13 protein-coding genes are annotated in these 14,674 nt (G+C 71.3%); 1 reads left to right on the forward strand and 12 read right to left on the reverse strand.

The genetic code is table 11. The features are described 5' to 3' along the window. Positions 1-26: 26 nt before the first annotated feature. From AAEP80_RS16865 to AAEP80_RS16885, 5 genes are all read right to left on the reverse strand, one after another. Positions 27-1,025 carry an ABC transporter permease gene (locus tag AAEP80_RS16865; RefSeq protein ID WP_413601302.1) on the reverse strand — a complete coding sequence of 333 codons (999 nt, stop codon included), beginning with the start codon at positions 1,023-1,025 and terminating at the stop codon, positions 27-29. After that, complete coding sequence (locus tag AAEP80_RS16870; protein WP_420365221.1) at positions 1,022-1,960, reverse strand: ABC transporter permease; 939 nt, start codon at positions 1,958-1,960, stop codon at positions 1,022-1,024. The genes AAEP80_RS16865 and AAEP80_RS16870 overlap by 4 nt, the downstream gene beginning before the upstream one ends. Then, the gene (locus AAEP80_RS16875; RefSeq protein WP_420365222.1) at positions 1,957-3,618 is read right to left on the reverse strand and encodes a dipeptide ABC transporter ATP-binding protein; all 1,662 of its coding nucleotides are present in this window, start codon (positions 3,616-3,618) and stop codon (positions 1,957-1,959) included. The genes AAEP80_RS16870 and AAEP80_RS16875 overlap by 4 nt, the downstream gene beginning before the upstream one ends. Beyond that, on the reverse strand, positions 3,615-5,282 hold the full coding sequence (locus AAEP80_RS16880; protein ID WP_420365223.1) for an ABC transporter substrate-binding protein: 1,668 nt from the start codon (positions 5,280-5,282) through the stop codon (positions 3,615-3,617). Before AAEP80_RS16880 ends, AAEP80_RS16875 begins: the two co-directional genes overlap by 4 nt. A gap of 593 nt (positions 5,283-5,875) precedes the next feature. Next, positions 5,876-7,156, reverse strand: a complete 1,281-nt coding sequence (locus AAEP80_RS16885; protein ID WP_420365224.1) for an MFS transporter — start codon at positions 7,154-7,156, stop codon at positions 5,876-5,878. Positions 7,157-7,211: 55 nt separating this feature from the next. Here AAEP80_RS16885 and AAEP80_RS16890 point away from each other — a divergent pair, with 55 nt between their 5' ends. Further along, on the forward strand, positions 7,212-8,168 hold the full coding sequence (locus AAEP80_RS16890) for a helix-turn-helix domain-containing protein (protein ID WP_420365225.1): 957 nt from the start codon (positions 7,212-7,214) through the stop codon (positions 8,166-8,168). 21 nt (positions 8,169-8,189) lie between these two features. Here the strand turns inward: AAEP80_RS16890 and AAEP80_RS16895 are convergent, their stop codons facing one another. The 7 genes from AAEP80_RS16895 to AAEP80_RS16925 form a co-directional block, all read right to left on the reverse strand. Then, positions 8,190-8,666 (reverse strand): DUF2510 domain-containing protein, encoded by a 477-nt coding sequence (locus tag AAEP80_RS16895; RefSeq protein WP_413601296.1) that lies wholly within the window; start codon positions 8,664-8,666, stop codon positions 8,190-8,192. A gap of 145 nt (positions 8,667-8,811) precedes the next feature. Beyond that, positions 8,812-9,507, reverse strand: a complete 696-nt coding sequence (locus AAEP80_RS16900) for an SDR family oxidoreductase (RefSeq protein ID WP_420365226.1) — start codon at positions 9,505-9,507, stop codon at positions 8,812-8,814. Continuing rightward, complete coding sequence (gene solA, locus AAEP80_RS16905; protein WP_420365227.1) at positions 9,504-10,712, reverse strand: N-methyl-L-tryptophan oxidase; 1,209 nt, start codon at positions 10,710-10,712, stop codon at positions 9,504-9,506. Before solA (AAEP80_RS16905) ends, AAEP80_RS16900 begins: the two co-directional genes overlap by 4 nt. Positions 10,713-10,738: 26 nt before the next feature. Further along, a complete protein-coding gene (solA, locus tag AAEP80_RS16910) occupies positions 10,739-11,923 on the reverse strand; it encodes an N-methyl-L-tryptophan oxidase (RefSeq protein WP_420365228.1) in 1,185 nt (394 codons plus the stop codon). After that, positions 11,920-13,065: an N-methyl-L-tryptophan oxidase gene (solA, locus tag AAEP80_RS16915; protein WP_420365229.1), complete on the reverse strand. Its 1,146-nt coding sequence runs from the start codon at positions 13,063-13,065 to the stop codon at positions 11,920-11,922. Before solA (AAEP80_RS16915) ends, solA (AAEP80_RS16910) begins: the two co-directional genes overlap by 4 nt. Then, positions 13,065-13,868 carry an amino acid ABC transporter ATP-binding protein gene (locus tag AAEP80_RS16920; protein WP_420365230.1) on the reverse strand — a complete coding sequence of 268 codons (804 nt, stop codon included), beginning with the start codon at positions 13,866-13,868 and terminating at the stop codon, positions 13,065-13,067. Before AAEP80_RS16920 ends, solA (AAEP80_RS16915) begins: the two co-directional genes overlap by 1 nt. Continuing rightward, positions 13,865-14,665 carry an amino acid ABC transporter permease gene (locus tag AAEP80_RS16925; RefSeq protein WP_420365231.1) on the reverse strand — a complete coding sequence of 267 codons (801 nt, stop codon included), beginning with the start codon at positions 14,663-14,665 and terminating at the stop codon, positions 13,865-13,867. The genes AAEP80_RS16920 and AAEP80_RS16925 overlap by 4 nt, the downstream gene beginning before the upstream one ends. Positions 14,666-14,674 lie beyond the last annotated feature (9 nt).

Here is a 14,674-nt window from a genome sequence, read left to right on the forward strand (position 1 = left end):
GACGGCGCGAACGGCGCCGCCCGTGACTACGCCCGGCGCCGCACCCGCGGGTCCACGAACGCGTAGACCACGTCGACGATGACGTTCGCCGTCACCACCAGGAACGCCGAGAACAGCGTGAACCCGACGACCACCTGCAGGTCGAGCGTGTGCACCGCGTCGATGAGCAGCGCACCGAGCCCCTGCATCGAGAAGACCTTCTCGGTGATGACCGCACCGCCGAGCAGCGAGCCGAGGTCGAGACCGAACAGTGTCACCACGGGCAGGATCGCGGTCCGGAGTCCGTGCCGCACGACGACCTGACGTTCGCGGATGCCCTTCGCGCGGGCCGTCCGGACGAAGTCCTGCGACATCGACTCGAGCATCTCGCCCCGCGTCAGCCTGGCGTAGATCGCCGCGCTGATGAACGCGAGCACGCACCACGGCAGTACCAGGTGCGTGAACCACCCCACCGGATCGTCGGTGAACGCCACGTAGCCACTCGTTGGCAGGACCCCGAGGACGAACCCGAACAACAGGATCGCCAGCAGGCCGACCAGGTACGACGGTGCGGACACCCCCGCAACCGCGATCCCCATGACCGTGCGGTCCAGGGCGGACCCGCGGCGGAGCGCCGAGACCGCTCCCCCGGCGACGCCCGCGACGAGCCACAGCACCGCGGCACCGACGGCGATCGACGCGGTGACGGGCAGGCGGGTCACGATGAGCGACGTCACGCTGTCGTGGAGCTGGAACGAGTACCCGAAGCAGGGTGCCGCACAGTGGATCACCGAGGCGCCGGTGCCGAACGTGCGCCCGGTGAAGATGCCGCCGAGGTACGCCAGGAACTGTGCGATCCACGGCTTGTCGGTCCCGAGGAACGCCTGCACCTCGCGCAGACGGTCGGGCGTGCAGGGCTTGTCGCAGATCGCGCGTGCCGGGTTCGTCGGCAGCAGCATGAACAGCGCGTAGGTCACCGCGGCGACGACGAGCAGCACCACGACGGCGCCGAGCACCCGGACGAGGACGAAGCGGAAGGTGGTCATCTCGTGCCTCCCCGCGGGTCGAGGGCGTCACGGAGCGCGTCGCCGAGGACGTTGAACGCCAGGGTGATGAGGAACAGTGCGGCACCGGGGAACACGAGGTACATCGGGTCGGTCTGCACCCACCCGATCGCGTCACCGATGCTGCGCCCCCACGACGGCGTCGGCGGGGTGACCCCGACGGCGAGGAAGGACAGCGCTGCCTCCGCACCGATCATCGAGGGGATCGAGATCGTCGCGTAGACGGTGATCGTCGCGGCGAGGTTCGGCAGGAGCTGCGTCCGGATCACGTGCCAGCGGCCGGCTCCGAGCGCGGTGGACGCGACGACGTAGTTGCGGGTGCGGAGCGACATCGTCTGCCCGCGGATCACACGCGCGACGGACGGCCAGCCGAAGAACCCGATGACGAGCACGACGAGCACGGGTTTCGGGAACGAGGTCGGCACGATCGCGGTGAGGGCGATCATGAAGACCAGGGACGGGAACCCGAACATGACGTCGACCACGCGGGAGAGCACCCGGTCGTACCAGCCGCCGAAGAACCCGGTCGTGACACCGACCAGCACCCCGATGACCAGCGACATGGCCGTCGCTGCGAGCCCGATCCCGAGCGAGGTCCGCGCACCGTACGTCACGATCGCGAACAGGTCCCGCCCGGTCAACGGCTCGACGCCGAACCAGTGCGTGCCGCTCACACCGCCGAGCGCCCCGCGGGGCGCACCGAACGAGTTGAGCGCAATGATGTTGTAGGAGTACGGGTCCTGCCCGCTGATCGCGGCGATCACCGGAGCGAACACGGCGACGACGAGGAACACCACGATGACGATCGCCGATGCGACGGCCCAGCGGTCCCGGCGGACACGACGGACCACCGCACGGAACCCGGTCGAACGGGCGCCGGACGTGGCGACTGGCCGGTCGACGACGTTCGCGGTCATGCGACACCTCCGGTCAGCGCACGCCACGCCTCGCGCCGGGCGGCCTGACGTGCGGGGTCGGCCACGGGCGCGGCGGCGAGCAGCATGCGGGTGTACTCCTCCTGTGGGTCGTCCAGCACGGTCGACGTGTCGCCGCGTTCGACGATGCGGCCGTCGTGGAGTACGACGACCTCGTCCGCGAGCTGCCGCACCACCGCGAGGTCGTGACTGACGAGCAGCATCCCGAAGCCGAACTCGTCCTGCAGCGACCAGAGCAGCTCGAGCACGGCGGCCTGCACGGTCACGTCGAGCGCCGAGGTCGGCTCGTCGGCGATCACGAGCGCCGGACGCAGCGCGAGTGCTCGGGCGACGGCGACACGCTGCCGCTGGCCCCCGGAGAGTTCGTGCGGGAAGCGCTCCGCCCACGACGGGTCGAGCTGCACCGCGACGAGGAGGTCATGGACCCGACTCGTCCGGTCCGCCGCGGAGACGCCGTGCACGAGCAGCGGCTCGGCGATGCTCCACCCGATGGTCTGCCGCGGGTTGAGCGACGATGCCGGGTCCTGGAACACGATCCCGACACGGCTCCGGATCTCGCGCAGCCGGCGGCCACGTGCCGTGCGGAGGTCGCTGCCGTCCACCTCGACGGCGCCGGAGACGACGGGCACGAGCCCGGCGAGGGCTCGCCCGATGGTCGACTTGCCGGAACCGGACTCCCCGACGAGGCCCAGCGTCCCGCCCGCGCGCAGTTCGAGGTCGATCCCGGAGACCGTCGGCGCACCCCGGCGGTCGTAACGGACCGCGACGTCGCGCATCCGCGCGACCACCGGACGGGAGGCTCGGCTCGCCTCCGCCCCGTCGGTCCCGTCCGCAGGCGTCGGGGCGGACGCGGGACGACCCTCCAGGCTGGGGACCGCTGCCAACAGGGCGCGCGTGTACGCGGCCTGCGGCGCGCGGAACAGCGCGTCCACCGCGCCGTGCTCGACGGGCTCGCCGCGTCGCATCACGAGGACCTCGTCGGCGACGTCCGCGACCACGCCCATGTCGTGCGTGATCAGCAGCACGGCCAGCTCGCGCTCGCGGCAGAGCGTCCGGAGCAGGTCGAGGATGCCCGCCTGCACCGTGACGTCGAGCGCCGTCGTCGGTTCGTCCGCGATGAGTGCCACCGGGTCACCCGCGAGCGCCATCGCGATCATCGCGCGCTGCAGCTGCCCACCGGAGAGCTCGTGCGGGTACGCCCTCCGGATCCGCTCCGGGTCGGCGAGCCCGGCGGACCGGAGCAGCTCGTCGATGCGTCCCGAGACCGCGGCGCGGTCGAGCCCACGTGGGTGCGCCCTGACCGCTTCGGCGATCTGCGTGCCGATCGACAGGACCGGGGTGAAGGAGTTCATCGGCTCCTGGAACACCACGCCGATGCCGGCGCCGCGAACGGCGCGGAGCTCGTCGACGGATGCGCCGACGAGCTCGGCACCGCGGAAGCGGATGCTGCCGGACACCCGTGCCTGCGGCGGCAGGAGGCCGAGCACGCTCATGGCGCTGACGGACTTGCCCGAACCGGACTCGCCCACGAGGGCGAGCACCCGACCGGGTGTCAGGTCGAAGGAGACGTCACGGACGACGGGCTCCGCGTCGCCGAACGCGACGTGGAGCCCCTCGACCTGCAGGATCGGATCGGTCACTTGCCGAGCGAGACCTTGAGGTAGTTCGGGTACGCCGGGAAGTCCGCGATCTGGAAGTTCTGCACGTTCGATCCGGCGAGGAACGACTGCTTCGCATAGGTCAGCGGGACGATCGGGGCGTCGGCCATGATCTTCCGGTCCGCCTCGGCCCAGAGCTTCTGCGCCGCCTTCTGGTCGATCGTGCCCGTGGCCTTCTCGATGAGGGCGTCGACCTCGGGGTTGCTGTACTTCGAGACGTTGTAGCCGCCGTCGCCGATCTCCGACGATGCGTAGAGCGGCTGGATGTTGGCGTTCGCGCTCGGGAAGTCGGGCTGCCAGCTGAACAGCGCGAGGTCGAAGTCGCTGCCGTCGGTCGTCGCCGTGTAGAACGAGTCGATGTCGAGCGGCTTGAGCGTCACGGTGATGCCTGCCCGCTTGAGGCCAGCCTGTAGCGCCTGCGCCTCGGCGAGGTTCGACGAGTCGTTCTGCGTCACGAGCGTGAGCTTCAGGTCCGTGACACCGGCGTCGGCGAGGAGCTTCTTCGCCTTGGCGACGTCACCCGTCGGACCCGGCTTGTACAGGTCGTAGTCCTGCCGCCCGGCGATACCAGGCGTGATGAGGGTCGACGCGTAGGTACCGGCGAGCGCGCCACCCGCCGCGATCCGGTACGACTTCTTGTCCACCGCGTACTGCAGCGCCTTGCGCACCTGGAGGTCCTTGAGGGAGTCCTTCTGCGTGTTGATCGCCATGTAGTTGATCGGGCCGGCCTTCGACGTCGCCAGACGGTCCTGTGCAGCAGGGTTCGACCGGACCTGGTTCAGCTCGGCCGCACCGAGGTAGGTCGCACCGAAGGAGTCCTTCGCGTCGCCGTTGTCGGCGATGAGTGTCTGGGTGACCGTCGACGGGTCCTGGCTCTCCTTGAACACGACCTTCGACGGACCCGCGGTGCGGACGTCGTCGGTCTTCGCGCTCCAGGACTTGTTCCGGACCAGCGTGATCTGCGAGCCCTGCTGGTTCGACTCGACCTGGTACGGGCCGCTGGCGACCGGCTTGGCGTCGTACGCGCCGGTGTCGGTGCCGTCACCCTCGGGGACCGGGGCGAACGCCGGCATCGACACGAGCCACGGCCAGTCGCCGTAGGCCGCGTTCAGCTTGAACACGATCGTGGAGTCGTCGGGCGTCTCGATGCTGTCGAGGCTCTTGCCGTCGAACGGACCCGAGTAGTCGGAGCCGCCGACCAGGAGCGACTTGTGGTAGCTCAGACCTCCGGTGAGCGTCGGCGCGAAGGAACGCTCGATGCCCCACTTGATGTCCTTCGTGGTGATCGGCGTCCCGTCCTGGAACTCCAGCCCCTTCTTGAGGTGGTACGTCCAGGTCTTGCCGCCGTCGCTCGAGTCGCCGGTGTTCGTCGCGAGGTCCGGGACCACCTTGGCGGTCTTGCCGGGCTGGACGTCCCACGCCGTCAGGCGACGGAGCACCAGGCCGAGCGTGGTGATGTTGAGGTTCTGGCTCGTCGCGGGGTCGAGGTGCACCGCGGTCGCCGTCGTGAGGATGTTGAGCGTGCCGCCCTTGCTGGTGCCGGCCGACGCGTCGTCCGAGGCGCCCCCGCCCGAGCAGCCGGTGAGGACCAGGGCTGCGGCTGCGGCCACGGCCGCGGTGATGGTCAGGCGCTTCGGGCGTCTCATGACGGTGGTGCTCCTCGTGGGGGTTGGTGCTGCGGTGCTGCGGTGCCGCCGAGCCGTAGGGCCCCGGCGGCGGCGTCCATCCTGACACCGGGCGGGGGCACCCGGTACGTCGGCATGACGCACGACGAAACAATCCAAGTCGTCTGTTACGGCAGGGCATTCCCGATCCGGCACAGCCGAACTGATACTCCAGTTTCGGTAGGCTGCTCCGTGGGCCCGTGACACCGCCGGATCGCTGGCCCAGGGCGAATGCGTGAAGCCCGGGACTGCAGCAACAGGCCCGGGCTTCGATTCGCTCTCCGAGTGGAGGGCCAGGGGACACCAGGATCCCCGAGTCAAACGCTCGGGCTCCAGTGTAGCCGACCCCGGTCGGCTCCGCACCCCTGGCCCATTGCTCCTCGTGTCCGCCGGCGACGACACCAGGAGGTACTCGATGTCGACCGACGACGAGCGCCGGCCCAGACGTCAGGTCCCGTGGTTGGGGATCGCGAGCTTGCTCGTGACCCTCGCCAGGTTCCTGTACGACGTCTCCCGCAGGGGCCAGTGACACGGGTGGCCGCGCCGCAGCCAGCGGCGCGGCCGCTCCTCGCCGATCAGGCCGATGCGCGGACGGCACGCCGGGCGATCGCGGCGGTCCCGAGTGCCGAGGCCAGGAACATCGCCGCGAGCACCGCCCACCCGACGGTACCGAGGTCGATGGCAGTCAGGGTCACCACGGCCGGAGCGACCATCGCACCCACCGCGTACCCGGTTCCGTACACACCCTGGTACGCGCCGACCCGATCCGCGGGCGCCATCTCGAAACTCAGGCTCCACCCCGCCGCACTCGAGGTGATCTCCGCCAGCGAGTGCACGAGCGCCGCGACGACGAGCACCGCGCCGGCGATCGCCGCTGGCAGCCAGTCATCACCGGTGACCCACCCGGCTGCCGCCCACAGTCCGCACGCCACCGCCATCAGCCATCCGGCGTGCACCATCGACCGACCGGCGCCCGCGATCGTGCCCGTCCCCCGGCTCATGCGGACCTGCAGGGCGATGACGACCGCGGTGTTCACGAGCAGCAGCGGCGAGACCAGCACGTCGGGCGCGACGGTGTGCCCGACGACCCAGAGCGGCACGGCGACCTCGAACAGGCCGAACTGGATGCCGAACACCCCGGTCAGCGCGGTCACGCCGAGGAACCGGACGTCACGGTACGGCGAGCGCCCGTCGCGGACCGGTTGCACGATCGACCCGGTCTCGGTCCGCTCGGCCGCCGGCACGTCGACCCGGGCTCGCGACAACCCGAGCAGCATGAAGGCCGACGCCACGAACAGCACACCGGCCGCGACCATCGTCACCCGGTACGCGGCACCGGTGCCGACCGCGAGCGGGATCGCCGCGAGGGCCGTCCCCGCAGCGATGCCGATGTTCGTGACGGTGCGCATGGTCGCGCGGACGCGGACGCGCTCGCCGCCGGGGAAGGCGCGACCGATCGCGGCTGAGCGCACGGACGAGCCACCCTGCTGGGCCAGCGTGACGATCGAGGCCGTGACGACGAGGGACGCCAGGTCGTGCACGAGGACGTACCCGATGAGCGCGAGCCCCTGGACCAGGTGCAGCCAGACGAGCATCCGTCGCGCGCTCCACCGGTCCGCGAGGTGTCCGAACCCGAGCGAGCTGAGGACCCCGACCGCACCCGCGACGGTGAGCCCCAGGCCGACCGCGACCGCGGGGATCCCGACGATCGTGGTGAGGTAGAGCGAGGTCAGGGTGAAGAACGCCCCGCGGCCGACGGTGTCGACGAGGGTCACGGTGAGCAGGCGTCGGAGGGTCGCGTCCTGCCGGACGAGGGTGCGGATCGGGACCTCGGGGACTGCCGTGCTGGTGCTCACGGATCCTTTCTGGCCGATCCGGACAGCCGAACAAATCGATGTAGCGTGGGGCTTCATGATCCGGTACCAGCTCGAGGCGAGCGACGTGTCGACGATCCGATTCGGGATCTCCCCGCTGTCCGAGGTCGGACTCGGGTTGCGCGCGTTCCGGGCACCCGAGCGCTACCCGCTGCAGCGGCCGTGGCTCGACGGCATCGCCGCCGTCCGACCGCTCCTCGACGACGAGGTCCTGCTCGGCCTCGTCGACGAGCGGCGGTGGGTGGCCGACTTCGTGAACCCGCGCCCGGAGTCGCCCCTGACGTCGTTCGACGACGAGCTCGTCGCGCTCGGTCGGCTCAGCCGGAAGCGCATGCACGACGACCTGGAGCGGGTGCACGGGACGGTCCCGACGGTGTTCACCGGCCGGCACGACGCCGTCGTCGCACGCCTCCAGCACGCCCTGTCCGACGCCTGGCGGCTCTGCTTCGCGCCGTACTGGCTCCGCATGCGCGCGGTGATGCAGTCCGACATCACGCACCGCGGACGCATCGCGGCGCACGAGGGTGTCGGCGCCGTCCTCCGCGGGCTCTCCGACTCGGTGCGCTTCGACGGCCGGAACCTCGACGTGCGGCTCTCGAGCCCGATCGCCCGCGACCGCCCGGTGCACGGCGAGGGCGTCACCCTGGTTCCGTCGATCTTCGTCGTCCGGGCGTCCACCCCGATCGATGACGACCTGCCCCCGACGATCATGTACCCGGCGCGCGGGCAGGGTGCGATGTGGTCCACCACCTCGCACCCCGACCAGAGCGCCGTCCGCGATCTGCTCGGCTCGACGCGCGCCGGGCTCCTGCAGGCGCTCGGCGAACCGGCCTCGTCGACCGATCTCGCCATGCGGTTCGGTGTCTCGACCTCCGCCGTCAACCAGCACCTCCGCGTGCTCGAGCGCAGCGGCCTGCTCAACCGGACGCGCTACGGTCGCGCCGTCCTGTACTACCGGAGCGACCTCGGTCAGGCACTCACCCGGGTGACGTAGCCCCGCCCGGCCGTGGCCGGCTCAGCCGAGCAGTTGCGCCGCCCGAGCCAGGAACGCTCCGGAGGCGGCGAGTCCGAGGATGATCGCTGCCAGCGAGACGCCGAAGCCCGTGATGCGCGATCCCGTGAGCTGTCCGGCGCGCGCGAGACCGATCGCGCCGAAGACGATGCCGAGGATGCCGGGGATCGCGAACACGTTGAAGAGGAACGCGATCAGCGCCAGGACGAGGCCGGCGTACCCGAAGGGGTTCGCCGCCCGCGTCGCCCGGTCCTTCGCGATCCGGGCCTTCCGACCCCGCAGCACGGGTTCGTCGTTCCAGGCGGCCTGCTGCCGGTACTCGGACGGTGCGGGTGGGCGTGGCGGGGCCTCGTAGACGGGCGCAGCGGCCGTCGCGAGCTGCGGCGCTGGGGCGAGCTGCCCCCACCTGGCGCCGTCCCACCACCTGGTCCGACTCGGGTCCTGCGGGTCCGGGTACCACCCGGCGATCGGCAGCGTCACTGTGCTCCCCTCGTTGCCTGCTCGGCAGCGTACGGCCGCAGCAGGTGGGCGCACAGACCCCAGTGCTGGTCACGCTGAGTGCGGCCACCGGACGGGAGGCACGGCTCGCCTCCCGTCCGCGCGGTCGCCTCTCGCGGGTACCCACTCAGGCGCGCAGCGTCGGACGGATCGAGATGGTCTCGAACTGCGCCTCGTGCGGAGCGTCGACCGCGACCCGCACCCCGGCGGCGATCGTCGACGGCTGCACGTACGACTCGTCGGGTCCCTCCCGCCCCGACTCGCGCCGGATCGTCCGCGCCATCTCGGTGTCGACGAAGCCGGGGTGCACGGACACGACCCGCACGCCGTGCGACCGTTCCTCCTCCCGGAGGCAGTCGGCCATCGTGCGGAGCGCGAACTTCGTCCCCGAGTACACGGCGCCGTCCGGGTAGGAGAACATCCCCGACCCGGAGTTGAGGAACACGACGGTGCCGTGCGCCGCGCGGAGCGCCGGGAGCAGCCGCGCGGTCAGGTCAGCGACGCCGAACACGTTGACCTCGAACGACCGGCGCCAGTCGTCGCGCGTGAAGGTGTCGAACCGTCGTTCGTCGGCGATGCCCGCCGAGTGCACGAGGACGTCGAGCCGGTCGACCCCGAGCGTGGAGACCGCGGCGGCCACCGAGTCCGCGTCGCCCACGTCGCAGACGAACGGGACGACGTCCGGCAGCTCGTCGACGAGAGCGGCGAGCGCTCCGGCCGACCGGGCGCCGACGATGACGGTGTGGGTGCGCGCCAGGTCGCGAGCGATCGCGAGGCCGATGCCCCGCGACGCACCCGTGACGAGCGCGACCGGACGCGTCACGCTCCGACCGCGGCGACGGAGCCGGCGTGGACGGTGCCGGCGTCGACCGGTGCCCCGTTCGCGAACCGGTCCGGGTCGAGGAAGTCGATCACCGTGTAGGGGGTCTCCCCCACGGTGATCTGGGCGAGGAGCTCCCCCACCCCGGCGGCGTGCTTGAAGCCGTGCCCGTGGTCGCCGCCCGCGATGACGAGGCGCTGGTCCCCGTTCGGCCGTCCGACCAGGAACTGTCCGTCCGGCGAGTTCGTCACCATGCACGGGATGGCCTTGACCGGCACCGGGTCGAGCTCCGGGAACGCGTCGGCGACCCACGACGACAGCTGCTCGATGTCGTCGCGGGGGTGGATGTACCGGTCGACGGTGTCGGCGTCGGTGTCGGCGAAGTTCGCGCCGGAGTCCTCCATCCCGATCTTCACCAGGTAGTCCTCGTCCGAGCCGTGCCCCCACAGGTGTCGACCGTCGGGCAGCTCGTGGATGAAGGCCGGGAACGCGTCGAGCGAGAACGACACCGACGCGTCGTCCTTCGGCTTGAACCAGTACAGCGGGGTGCGACGTGGGCGGAGGGGCAGACCGGGGACGAGCTTGCCGTTCCACGCCCCGGCCGCGACCACCGCTTGCGCCGCCTCGATCACGACGGTCGGGGTCGTGACCCGCACCCCGCCGTCGACGAGTTCGACCGCGGTGACGCGGGTGTCGGTGAACACCCGGGCACCGAGCGCGATCGCCGCTTCGCCCTGCGCACGGACGTTCTTCTCCGGGTAGCAGATGCCAGCACCGGGGTCGAGCACGCCGACGGTGTCCTCGGCAGTGCCGCCGTACTGCGGGAAGTCGCGGAGCAGTTCGTCGTGGTCGAGGTGCGTGACGTCGAGGTCGGCGCGTGCCGCGGCGGCCGTGACGCCGGACACCGGACGGGACGACGGCGAGCCGGTCGACAGACAGCCGGTCTGGCGAACGTAGGTCTCGCCGGTGGTCTCGCCGAGGGCGGTCCAGAGCTCGAGGGACTTCTGCGCGATCGGGGTCAGGCCGGGGTGCTCCTGGCAGGCGATGCGGAACAGCCGGGTGGCGCCGTGCGAGGAGCCCATGTGGTGTCCGAGTCCGTACCGGTCGACGCCGACGACGTCCACGCCACGTGCGGCGAGACGCCACAGTGCCGCTGATCCGAACGCGCCGAGTCCGACGACGACGACGTCGGTGGTGATGGTCTCCATGGGGTTCCTTTCGAGGGGGTGCTGGATCAGCGACTGACGCGGCGGCCGAACCGCAGGCGATCGGCCGCGGTGACGTTGACGGAGAAGCGGGAGGGGTCGAGGAAGGCGGCGGGCAGGTCGGTGGCCCCCGCCGTCGCGAGGTCGGCGGCGACGATGCCCATCGCGGGGGCGAGCTTGAAGCCGTGCCCGGAGAACCCGCCGAGGACGGTCACGCGGTCGTCCCACCCGAGCGGTCCGACGAACGCGTCGTGGTCCGCGGTGTAGCCGTCCATGTACACGCCGGCACGGACCACCTCGGGGACGACGCCGGGGACGAGGGCGCGGACCGCGTCCCGGACCTCGTCGAACAGCGCATCGGGGGGTGTGCGGTCGAGGAGGTCGGGATCCGCGACCCGGTCCCACCCGTTGTTCAGGCCGATCTTCACGGTGGCACCGTCGATGGACGGCCAGCCGGAGATGTCGAAGCCGTCGGACTGGCGGACGAAGATCGGGAACACGTCCTCGGTGAACCGCTCGGGCGTCGCCGTCGGGAACCAGGTCATCACGATGCGGATGACCTCGTGCAGCGGCGTGATCCCCGGCAGGAGCTGCGACGTCCAGACGCCGGCCGAGACGACGAGACGCGGGAAGCGGAACACCCGTTCGTCGGTGTGCACCTCGACCGCGGCGTCGGTCATCCGGATCTCCGTCACGCGGGCCCGTCGGTGGACGACGCCGCCGAGTCGCTCGGCCTCGGACGCGGCGAGCGCGACGGCGACCTCCGGACGCAGGTACCCCGACTCGTGGTCGAGGTACGCGACGTCCCCGGCACGGACCGCGTGCTGCGGGTACCGGCTCCGGAGGGCGTCCGTGTCGAGGAACTCGTGGTCGATGCCGTGCTCGGCGATCGAGCGGCCGACCGACTCCAGGAACGTGGAGCCGTCCGTCCCGATCATCAGCCCGCCGGTCATGTGCAGCAGTCGCACGCCGGTGTCGGCACCGAGTCGCTCCCACTCGGCGCGGGACCGGCGCAGGAGCGGCACGTAGTGACTGCCCTCGAGGTACGCGGTCCGGAACAGCCGGGACTCGCCACCGGCACCGGACCGGTCGTGTCCGGGCGCGAACTGCTCGAACCCGATCGCGGAGACGCCGCGCCTGGCCAGTTGCCACATCGTCTGCGCCCCCATGGTGCCGACGCCGACGACGCCGACCTCCGCATCGAACCGGCTCATCGGAGCGTCGGGTTCCGTGCGAAGCGGTCTGCGCGGAACCGGCCGACCGGCAGCGCGGTCTCCCCGGTGAGCGCGAGGTCGGCGGCGGCGCGGCCGATCACCGGCGACATCTTGAAGCCGTGCCCGGAGAACCCGGCCAGCACGACGATGCGGTCGTCACCGGCGGTGTCCACGATGAAGTCGTGGTCGGCGGTCCACGCGTCGACCTGCACGGCATGCCGGACCGCTGCGGGGACGGCGTCGGGCACGTAGCGACGGACGTACTCGTCGACGACGGGGACCAGCTCGTCCGGCATGCGTTGGTCGAGGTCGTCGGCGTTCCCGAGGTGGTCGAGCCCCGCCGCGAGCCCGACCTTGACGGTCGCCCCGTCGGTGGTCGGCCAGATGCAGAAGTCGACGCCGGCGTCACGGCACACGAACGGGAACCGCTCGGCCGCGAACCGGTCGGGGTGGCGGACCGGGTACCAGTGCACGGCGATCGACTGGACGTCGAGCCGCGGCAGCTCGATGCCGCGGATCCGGTTCGACCAGGCGCCGGCGGCCACCACCACACGGTCGAACGGGAGGCGCGCCCCGCCCTCCGTCACGACGGTCACCTCGGTGAGGCCCGGTTCCACGGCCACGACCGCGTCCCCGACGCTGACCGCGGCCCCGCGGTCGGTCGCGGCGCGCGCCGCGGCGGAGACGGACACCTCCGCTCGGATCACGCCGGACCGCTCGTCGAGGACGGCGATCTCGTCGTCGTCCATGACGGTCTCGGGGAACCGGCCACGAGCCTCCAGGGCGGTCAGCACCTCGTGCGGCAGGACGTTCTCGGTGACGGAGGCGACGACGCCCCGCATGAATGCGGACCCGGGCCGGCCGATCATCAGGCCGCGCGTGAGGGTGAGCAGGTCGAGACCGGTCTCCGCTTCGAGCGCGCGCCACTCGAGGAGTGACTCGGCGAGGAGCGGGACGTACTCCGGCCCCTCGGCGTAGGCGCTGCGGAAGAGCCGGGTCTCGCCGCCGGCCGCGCCGAAGGCGTGCCCTGGTGCCCAGCGGTCGAAGCCGACGGCGTCGACCCCGCGCCTGGCGAGCTGCCAGAGCGTCATCGCGCCCATGGTGCCCGTCCCGACGACGGCGACGCGGGGTCCGCCCGGCATCAGAGGACCTTCGACAGGAACCCGGCGAGCCGCTCGGACTCGGGGTGTTCGAACATCGTCGCGGCCTCGCCCTGTTCGACGATCCGCCCCTGGTCCATGAAGACGACGTGGTCGGCAGCCCGGCGCGCGAACCCCATCTCGTGCGTGACGACGAGCATCGTCATGCCGGCCCTCGCGAGGCCCGTCATCAGGTCGAGGACCTCCTTGACGAGCTCGGGGTCGAGGGCGCTCGTGGCCTCGTCGAAGAGCATCACCTCGGGTCGCATCGCCAGCGCCCTGGCGATCGCGACGCGCTGCTGCTGCCCGCCGGACAGGCTCGCCGGGCGGAAGTCCCGCTTGTGGGCGAGTCCCACGTCCGCCAGCGAGCGCACCGCCCGGTCCCTGGCTTCCTCGACGCCGAGTCCGCGCACCTTCCGGAGCGGCAGCACGATGTTGTCGAGGACGGTCTTGTGCGGGAACAGGTTGAAGTGCTGGAACACCATGCCGACACGGCTCCGGAGACGATCCGGGTCCCCCGTCGTCATGTCGTCGCCGTCGAGCAGGATCGTGCCGGCGGTGGGTTCCTCGAGCCGGTTGACACAGCGCAGCAGCGTCGACTTGCCGGAGCCCGACGGCCCGATGATGCAGACGGTGTGTCCTGGTCGGACGGCGAGGTCGACGCCGTGCAGCACCTCGTTGGCGCCGAACCGCTTCGTGATCCCCCGGAGTTCGAGTCCGGCGCCGCGGATGTCGCCGACGAGGTCGGTCACCCCGGTGTCGACGCCCGGCGTGGTGGTGCCGTCGGTGGGCGTGGTCATGGTCATCCGTCCTGTCCGATCGAGACGGCCCCTGCGGGGGCGGTTGCTGGTGCGGCCGTCGACTGGCCGGGGCCGCCGGCGTCACCGGCGTCGACCGCGGCGCGGCCGGTGCGGAGCCGGCGGTCGATGACGTTCACCAGGTGGGTGAGCGGCACCGTGATGAGCAGGTAGAAGATCCCGGCGGTGACGAGTGGCGAGAGGTTCGCGTACGTCACGGCGGCGTCCTGACCGACCCGGAAGAGTTCACGCTGCGAGGTCACCAGGCCGAGGAAGTACACCAGCGACGAGTCCTTGACGATCGCGATGAACTGGTTCACGAGCGCCGGCAGCACCCGCCTGATGCCCTGCGGGATGACGATCAGCCGCATGGCGGGGCCATAGCCCATGCCGAGCGCCCTGGCCGCTTCGAGCTGCCCCTTGTCGATCGACTGGATGCCGGACCGGAAGATCTCCCCGATGTAGGCGCCGGCGATCAGGCCGAGGGCGAGGATGCCGAGCGGGTACGGGTTGCCCTTGGTGATCGGGTTGAACAGCGGCGCGAGCCCCTGCCCGAGCACCAGGATCGTGAGGATCGCCGGCAGGCCGCGGAACACGTCCGTGTAGATGCCAGACAGCACCCGGAGGGTCCGGCTGCGGGACACGGCGAGCGCCGCGAGGCCCAGGCCGATGACGATGCCGACGACGGTCGCAGCGGCGGCCAGCAGCAGGGTGTTCCAGAGGCCGTACCCGAGGATGTCGGGCAGGACGACGAGCATGTCCGGGACGTTGAAGAACGACTGCAGGAGCGTCTGGAGCTGGTCCATGGTCGCGGC

Origin of the sequence: Curtobacterium sp. L3-7 (genome assembly GCF_048756585.1) — a bacterium.
Lineage (GTDB): Bacteria > Actinomycetota > Actinomycetes > Actinomycetales > Microbacteriaceae > Curtobacterium.

Coding starts and splice junctions, on each gene's coding strand:
- AAEP80_RS16865 (WP_413601302.1), bottom strand. CDS start 1,025: ATGACCACCTTCCGCTTCGTCCTCGTCCGGGTGCTCGGCGCCGTCGTG.
- AAEP80_RS16870 (WP_420365221.1), bottom strand. CDS start 1,960: ATGACCGCGAACGTCGTCGACCGGCCAGTCGCCACGTCCGGCGCCCGT.
- AAEP80_RS16880 (WP_420365223.1), bottom strand. CDS start 5,282: ATGAGACGCCCGAAGCGCCTGACCATCACCGCGGCCGTGGCCGCAGCC.
- AAEP80_RS16890 (WP_420365225.1), top strand. CDS start 7,212: ATGATCCGGTACCAGCTCGAGGCGAGCGACGTGTCGACGATCCGATTC.
- solA (WP_420365227.1), bottom strand. CDS start 10,712: ATGGAGACCATCACCACCGACGTCGTCGTCGTCGGACTCGGCGCGTTC.
- solA (WP_420365228.1), bottom strand. CDS start 11,923: ATGAGCCGGTTCGATGCGGAGGTCGGCGTCGTCGGCGTCGGCACCATG.
- solA (WP_420365229.1), bottom strand. CDS start 13,065: ATGCCGGGCGGACCCCGCGTCGCCGTCGTCGGGACGGGCACCATGGGC.
- AAEP80_RS16920 (WP_420365230.1), bottom strand. CDS start 13,868: ATGACCATGACCACGCCCACCGACGGCACCACCACGCCGGGCGTCGAC.
- AAEP80_RS16925 (WP_420365231.1), bottom strand. CDS start 14,665: ATGGACCAGCTCCAGACGCTCCTGCAGTCGTTCTTCAACGTCCCGGAC.